The sequence below is a fragment of the Kribbella sp. NPDC026611 genome (genome assembly GCF_040638345.1).
GTDB lineage: Bacteria > Actinomycetota > Actinomycetes > Propionibacteriales > Kribbellaceae > Kribbella.
The window spans coordinates 482,965-490,210 of the sequence record NZ_JBEZYC010000003.1; the positions used below are offsets into that span (position 1 = coordinate 482,965).

At 68.1% G+C, this 7,246-nt stretch carries 5 protein-coding genes; 3 read left to right on the forward strand and 2 right to left on the reverse strand.

The features are described from left to right. Positions 1-26: 26 nt before the first annotated feature. Together AB0E69_RS14225 and AB0E69_RS14230 are read right to left on the reverse strand one after the other, a co-directional pair. A complete protein-coding gene (locus AB0E69_RS14225; protein WP_360144233.1) occupies positions 27-1,571 on the reverse strand; it encodes a cellulose binding domain-containing protein in 1,545 nt (514 codons plus the stop codon). A gap of 28 nt (positions 1,572-1,599) precedes the next feature. Beyond that, positions 1,600-3,324: a glycosyl hydrolase family 18 protein gene (locus AB0E69_RS14230; RefSeq protein ID WP_360144236.1), complete on the reverse strand. Its 1,725-nt coding sequence runs from the start codon at positions 3,322-3,324 to the stop codon at positions 1,600-1,602. 204 nt (positions 3,325-3,528) lie between these two features. On the opposite strand from AB0E69_RS14230, the gene ssd reads away from it, so the two are divergent. The 3 genes from ssd (at position 3,529) to AB0E69_RS14245 (ending at position 7,101) form a co-directional block, all read left to right on the forward strand. Beyond that, entirely contained in the window at positions 3,529-4,587 is a 1,059-nt protein-coding gene (gene ssd, locus AB0E69_RS14235; protein ID WP_360144239.1) for a septum site-determining protein Ssd, read from the forward strand. Next, entirely contained in the window at positions 4,584-5,927 is a 1,344-nt protein-coding gene (locus AB0E69_RS14240) for a TadA family conjugal transfer-associated ATPase (RefSeq protein WP_360144242.1), read from the forward strand. Before ssd ends, AB0E69_RS14240 begins: the two co-directional genes overlap by 4 nt. A 376-nt stretch (positions 5,928-6,303) precedes the next feature. Continuing rightward, a complete protein-coding gene (locus AB0E69_RS14245) occupies positions 6,304-7,101 on the forward strand; it encodes a type II secretion system F family protein (RefSeq protein ID WP_360144245.1) in 798 nt (265 codons plus the stop codon). Positions 7,102-7,246: the final 145 nt, after the last annotated feature.

Sequence of the window (7,246 nt, forward strand, 5' to 3'; positions counted from 1 at the left end):
TCAGGCCGCGCCCCCTCTTCGCGTTGTCAGAAGCCCGCGGTGATCCGGGTGAAGTCCCAGTCGCCTTGCGCGATGCCACTGCAGTTCGAAACCACACCGCCGCCCGCGCAGCCGCGGTCGCGGTTGACCGACCAGAACGCCAGCCGGCCGAGCCCGTTCGACTTGGCCCAGTTGGTGATGTTCTGCCAGGTCGCCGTCGTGGTCAGCTCCTGCTGGTCGGACAGACCGTTCATGCCGGAGATGCCCTGGTGGGCGTAGGCCTCGGCGGTGGTCCAGCCGAAGACCGACTTGAGCTTGTTGTTCAAGCCCTGCGACGCGGCCACGGTGTCGTTGTAGATGTTCGAGCTGCCGTTGTCGAACGGCATCAGCGTGAAGATGTCGATGTTCGCGCCGAGCGCCTGCGACCGCTCGATCAGCCGGTTGCCGTAGTAGCTCGGACCGGTCGTCGAGGTGCCGAACGTGACGATGGTCTGGATGCCCGGGTTGTTCTGCTTGACGATCTTGAGCGCGGTGAGGATGCGGTCCTGCACCGCCTCGTTCTCGAACTCGTCGGAGTTCTCGATGTCGATGTCGATCGCCTTCAGGCCGTACGCGCTGATCACCTGCTGGTACGCGCCGGCGAGCGCTTCCGGCGTACCGCAGTTCGGGCCGAGTTTGTTACCGCTCCAGCCACCGAAGGACGGTACGACGTCGCCGCCGGCCGCACGGATCTGGGCGATCGCGTTGGCGTCGGCACTGCCCTGCAGCGGACGGCTGCCGTCCCAGGCCGCGTTGCAGCCGCCGGACGAGAGGATGAACGCCATCGTGAACCACTTGATCCCGGTCGCGTTCATGACGGTCTGCGGGTTCGGCGGGTCGCCCCAGCCCATGTAGATGTAGGGCGCTGCCTTCTTCGAGCCGTTGCCGCCGCCACCGCCGGTACCGGTCGTGACCGAGGCGGTGTTGCTCTTCGGGCCCTCACCGGCGCCGTTGGAGCCGCTGACCTGGTAGCTGTACGTCGTGGTCGCGGCCAGGCCGGAGTCCGTGTACGACGTACCGCTCGAGGTCCCGACCTTCGAGCCGTTGCGGTAGATGTTGTAGCTGGTGGCGCCGGACGCTGCGGACCAGCTCAGGTTGACCGACGTACCGGACGCCGTACCGGAGAGGCCGCTGGGTGCGCCGGGGACGGTGCCGCCACCGCCGCCAGAACACGAGCCGCCGTTGAGGCGGCAGGCTGCTGGGCCAGCGAAGTTGCCCGGGCTGCCGTTGAAGCCGAAGCTGGCCGTGGCGCCAGGTGCGAGCGGCCCGGCCCAGCTCGGTGGGGTGAAGGTGTGCGTCTGGCCGCTGGCCGTGTGGTTGGCGTCCCAGGTGGTGGTGACGGTGTAGCCGGCGGGGAAGTCCAGTGCGACGGACCAGGTGCTCAGCGAGCTGGTGGTCCCGTTGGTGATGGTTACCTTGCCTTCGAAACCAGAGCCCCAGTCGGACACTTTGGTGAAGGTGGCGGTGACGCCGGCTGCACTTGCAGCCTGCGCGGTCAGCAGAGCGACGATCACCGCGGTGATGGCCGCTATGGCGACAGAGATGCGTTTCATGATGCTCCGATCAGTGGGCGGTACGTGATCAGACCCGGCCCCAGAGTGCGGGGACGTTCGGCGGCTCCCAGCCGGTCAGGGACGTGTGGCCCTGGATGCACTTGTAGGTGACGCCGTTGTAGGTCACCAGTGCACCGGTCGCGTAGGCCGTGTTGGGCGCCCACGGGGCGGCCGTCGGCGGGGTCGTCGGGGGTGTGGTCGGCGGGGTGGTGGGAGGCGTTGTCGGTGGGGTGGTGGGCGGGGTGGGCGGGGGCGTGGTGGGCGGGGTCGTCGGCGGTCCGCTGCAGCCCGGGGTCTCGGCGTTGACGGAGTTGACCACGTTGTTGAAGAGGGTGACGCCTGGGTCCAGCGCCTCGAGGCTGTACATCATCGCGCCGCCCAGCCCGTTGCAGTGCTGGTAGTCGGCCTTCGCCTTGATCGACTGGGCGTTGTCACCAGACCAGAATGTGCCGTTGCTGTAGAACCACGAGGACTTGGACGCGTCGTCGAAGTACGTCATGGAGGGGTTGTCGACGAAGCCGGTCAGCTCCTTGTAGAACGAGACACCGGGCACGTTGCCACTCAGCGCGTGTCCATCGGCCGGACCGCTCGCCGTCTGGTACTTGCCGTTCGCTGTGGCCGGTACGCCCTTCCATCCCCTGTAGTAGAAGGGGTATCCGATCGTCAGCTTGCTCGCCGGGAACCCGCCGGGGATACCGTACGCCGCGTCACCGACAGTCCACGCCTTCACGGCGGCGTCGACGGAGTACTTGCCCTGACCCGGCGGGATCGGGTTGCTGGGATCGCTCGGCGCGGTGTAGAGCGGGTCCTGGAAGTTGGTCGGTCCGGTGGCCTCCCAGCCGCCGTGCATGTCGTACGTCATGATGTTGCTGTAGTCGAGGTACTGGCCGACCTTGTTCGTCTCGATCGTGGCGATCTTGTCCTGGCCGGCCGGGGTGGCCGCGGTCAGGTAGTAGCGCTTGCCGGTTTGGTTGCCGTAGGCATTGAGTTGGCTGCGGAACTCGGCCAGTAGCAGCGTGAAGTTCTGCTTGTCGGCGGCGCTCCAGTGGTTGCCGACGTGGCCGTTCGGCGAGCCGGGGTATTCCCAGTCGATGTCGACGCCGTCGAAGATGCCGGCCGCGGAGCCGGGACCGCCGAAGCCGTCGACGACCGGCAGATCGCCCTTCAGGAACATGTTCACGCAGGAGCTGACCAGCGCCTTCCGGCTGGCGTCGGTGGCCGCGGCGTCGGAGAAGTACTTCGAGTACGTCCAGCCGCCGATCGAGATCAGGATCTTCAGGTTCGGGTACTTCGCTTTCAGCTTCTTGAGCTGGTTGAAGTTGCCCTGGATCGGCTGGTTCCAGACGTCGCCGACCCCGTCGACGCTGATGTCCGCGCCGTACGACTTGCCGTAGTCGGCGAACGCGTCACCGGCGCCGTCGCCGGCGTTCGGGTTGTTCTCGTCCTGCGACGCGGCCTGGTTGGCCATGAAACAGGTGTGGCTGGTCGGGTGGATGTTCGCGAACGCGTAGTTCAGGAAGTCCAGCTTGCTCGCGACCCCGGTCGTGACCAGATTCTTGGGGTAGAAGCCGTTGGCGTAGATCCCCCACTGGGTGAAGTACGCCGTCTTGACGCCGCCGCTGGTGGCCTGGGCGGCCGTCGGCGCGGCGTTCGCAGCGGGGGCGCCGGTGCTCGCGAGGGAGACACCGGCGACGGTGATCAGGGCGGTGGCGGCGACGGTGGCCGTCGCGGCGAGCGTGCGCAATCGACTCATGGGCGGTTCCTCCGGAGCGGTGGGGCGGAAGCGGTCCGGTGAATTTAGTTAAAGACGCTTCGAAAGGAACCGTAGCTCTTCCCGCCGAGTAGGTCGCGGCCTCGCCGTGGCGGGTTCCCGCTGCTGGCGGAAACCCGACAGTCCTTTGTCCACAGGGATTTCTTCACGTGTCCGCGACCGGGTCGAGAACGGCATGTTCTAGGCATGGACACTCCAACTTCGGTGCTTCTGGCAACTACCAACGAGACGCTGCTCGACGACCTGCTCCGGCTGGCCGCGGCGGCATCGATCACGCCACTCGTCGAGCCCGACCTGCTCGGTCTCCGGCGCAGCTGGCACACCTGCTCGCTCGTCGTGGTCGGTCGGGACCTGGCTGAGCCGCTGGCCAGAGCCCAGCCCGCACAGCGACCTGGCGTCGTAGTGGTCGGCTCACGGCACGACGACGACGGCCTCTACCGCTGTGCCTTCGACATCGGCGCCGACGCGGTCTATCGCTTACCCACCGAGGAGTCCGCTCTCGCAGGCAAACTCGCGGACGCCCTGGACGGGACGGTCCGGACCGCCCTCACTCTCGCCTTCGTCGGTGGTTGTGGGGGAGCAGGCGCCACAACGCTGGCCGCAGCAGTAGCGGTTCTCGGCAACCGGCAGGGCCACAAGACCATGCTGATCGACGGCGACCCACTCGGTGGCGGCATCGAGCTCGCACTCGGCGTAGAACGCGACCCGGGCGACCGCTGGCCCAAGCTGTTGAATGCCTCTGGCCGGGTAAGCGCCGCCGCCCTCCGCTCGGCCCTGCCATCGGTCGACGGTCTGTCCGTCCTCTCCTGGGATCAGTCCGACGTCACCGTCCTCCCACCCGACACCATGAGCTCGGTCATCGGCGCAGCCCAACGCAGCTGCGACCTGGTCGTCCTCGATCTCCCTCGCCGCGCCGACCCCACCGCCGAAGAAGGCTTCATCCGAGCCACCGCCACCCTCCTGGTCGTCCCCTGCGACGTCCGCTCAGTAGCCGCCGCCAAACGCCTCTCCGGCCCCCTCCGCCAGGTAGCCGGCGACCTCCGAGTAGTAGCAAGAGAATCCCGCCCCGGCCTCTCCGCCACCGACGCAGCCGCCCACCTCTCCTTGCCCCTAGCAACAAAACTAACCACCGACCGCTCCATCCCCACCGCCATGGACCAAGGCCACTTCACCCCCCACCCCAAAAGCCCCCTAACCCGAGCCGCCCAAGCCCTCCTAACCCTCTACCCCCCACCCACCCCATGACCCCCACCCCCTCCACCACCCCGCCCTCCATAGACCAGCGCTCTGCCGACCTGCGGTCCACCGCCCCGTCACGGACCTCCGCCGACCCCCGCGTCACGACCCCGGGTCACACGCCGCGCACCACCAACCCGCGCGACGCCGCAGGCGCTGGCGACCTGCGTCCTGCCGATCTACGTCTCGCCAGTCCCGTGGACGACGTACCGCGAGAGCTGCTCGAGCGTGTGCGCGGCACACTCGCCCTAACCGGCGCCCCACCCACCCCGGCCCACGTCGCAGCTGCCCTCCGCGCCGACGGCACCATCTGCGGCGACGCCATGGTCCTTGCCGTCGTCACCGCACTCCGCCGCGAAGCTCTAGGCGCCGGCCCCCTCGACACCCTCCTCGCCGAACCCGGCATCACCGACATCCTCGTCAACGGCCCCGACGAGGTCTACATCGACCGCGGCCACGGCCTGGAGTTCGTCGCCATCCACACCGGCGACGAACCAGCCATCCGCCGCCTCGCCACGCGCCTCGCCGCCGCAGTTGGCCGCCGCCTCGACGACGCCACCCCGTACGTCGACGTACGCCTCGCCGACGGCACCCGCTTCCACGCCGTACTCGCCCCGATCGCCGCCCCCGGCACCTGCCTCTCCCTCCGCGTCCCCTCCCGCAAGGTCTTCACCCTCGACGACCTGGTGACCCTGGGCGCAGTACCCCCAGCCGGCACCGCAATCCTCCGCGACCTACTCGACTCCAGACTCGCCTTCCTCATCAGCGGCGGCACCGGAACAGGCAAGACCACCCTCCTCAACAGCCTCCTGTCGTTGGCCGACCCATCAGACCGCCTGATCCTGGTCGAAGACGCGAGCGAGCTCCGCCCCGACCACCCGCACGTAATCCGCCTGGAGGCCCGCCCACCCAACGTAGAAGGCTCCGGCGAGATCTCCCTGCGAGACCTGGTCCGCCAAGCCCTCCGCATGCGCCCCGACCGCCTGGTCGTAGGCGAAGTCCGAGGTCCCGAAGTAGTAGACCTACTCATCGCCCTCAACACCGGCCACCAAGGCGGCTGCGGCACCATCCACGCCAACTCCGCCGCCGACGTCCCCGCCCGCCTAGAGGCACTAGCGGCCCTAGCCGGCCTGACCCGCGACGCCCTCCACGCCCAACTGGCCTCCGCACTCCAAGCAGTAATCCACCTCACCAGATCCCCCAACGGCACCCGCCGAATAGCCGAGATCCACACCCTCACCCGCCACCCCACCGGCCAGGTAACCACCCACCCCGCCGTCACCTTCCACCCCAACAACACCCACACCCTCCACCCACCCGCCACCCTCTTCACCCCCACCGCCGCATAACCCACACCGCCGCGTGCCCTGCACTACCGCATCACCCGCAGCCCCGCATCACCCGCAGCACCACATCACCTCACGACCCGCACGACCCGCACCGCCACATCCCCCTGACCGCCGAATCACCGGTAGGCCTCGTAACCCGCGCCGCTGCGCGACCCTCAGCACGTCACCCACCCTCAGCACGTCACCACCTCAGCACCTCACCACCAGCAGCGCCGTACGACCTGCGGCGCCGCATGACCCGCACTGCCGGATCACTCTCACCAGCGCATGACCCGCCGCGCCGCACCACCGCATCACGCGCAGCGCCGCTTGCCTCGCCATCACACGCTTGCCCGCCATCACCGCGTTCCGCAACGACTACTCCCACCGGTCCCACATGAGCCCAACGACCACAGCCGCCACACTCACCTTCCTCGCCTGCGCCTTCGCCGTCCCACCCCGCTCAGCAGCCGTACGCCGACTGACCAACCGCCGCCCCGCCCCCAAACAACCCCGCACCCGACGCACCCAACTCCGCCGCACCTGGCCGCTGATCCCCATCGCAGCCGCACTCCTCGGCGGTCCACAACTCTTCGTCTCAACCATCGCGATCACCGTCGTCCTGGCCCTCATCACCAGCCAACGAGCCCAACAGCAGCAACGAACAGCAGCGACCGCGCGACGAGCCACCATCATCGAAGCCCTCGACGTACTCTCCGCCGACCTAACAGCCGGCCGCCCACCCATAGACGCCCTAGAAGGCGCCGCGTCCATCAGCCCCGAAATTCAAATAGCCCACGCAGCAGCCAAACTCGGCGGCGACGTCCCAGCCGCCCTCGACCAAGCAGCCCACTCACCCGGCGCCACCGGCCTCCGAGCCCTCGCAGCAGCCTGGCGCGTCTCCGAAGAATCCGGCGCCGCCTTCGCCACCCTCACCGAACGCCTGGCCAACGCCCTCCGCGCCGACGAAGCAATCCACCGCCAAACCGAATCCAGCCTCGCCAACGCCCGCACCACGGCAAGAATCCTCGCCACCCTCCCCATCTTCGGCACCGCCCTCGGCTACTCCCTAGGCGCCGACCCCCTCACCTTCCTAACCACCACTCCCACCGGCTACCTATGCCTAGCCCTAGGCCTGACCCTCACCGCCCTAGGCCTCCACTGGACAACCCACCTCTCCAAACCCCCGACCTAATCCCGTGCTGTTGCTGCGCCACCGACTGCACCAACTAGCTGCACCAACTAGCTGCACCAACTAGCTGCACCAACTAGCTGCACCAACTAGCTGCACCAACTAGCTGCACCAACTAGCTGCACCAACTAGCTGCACCAACTAGCTG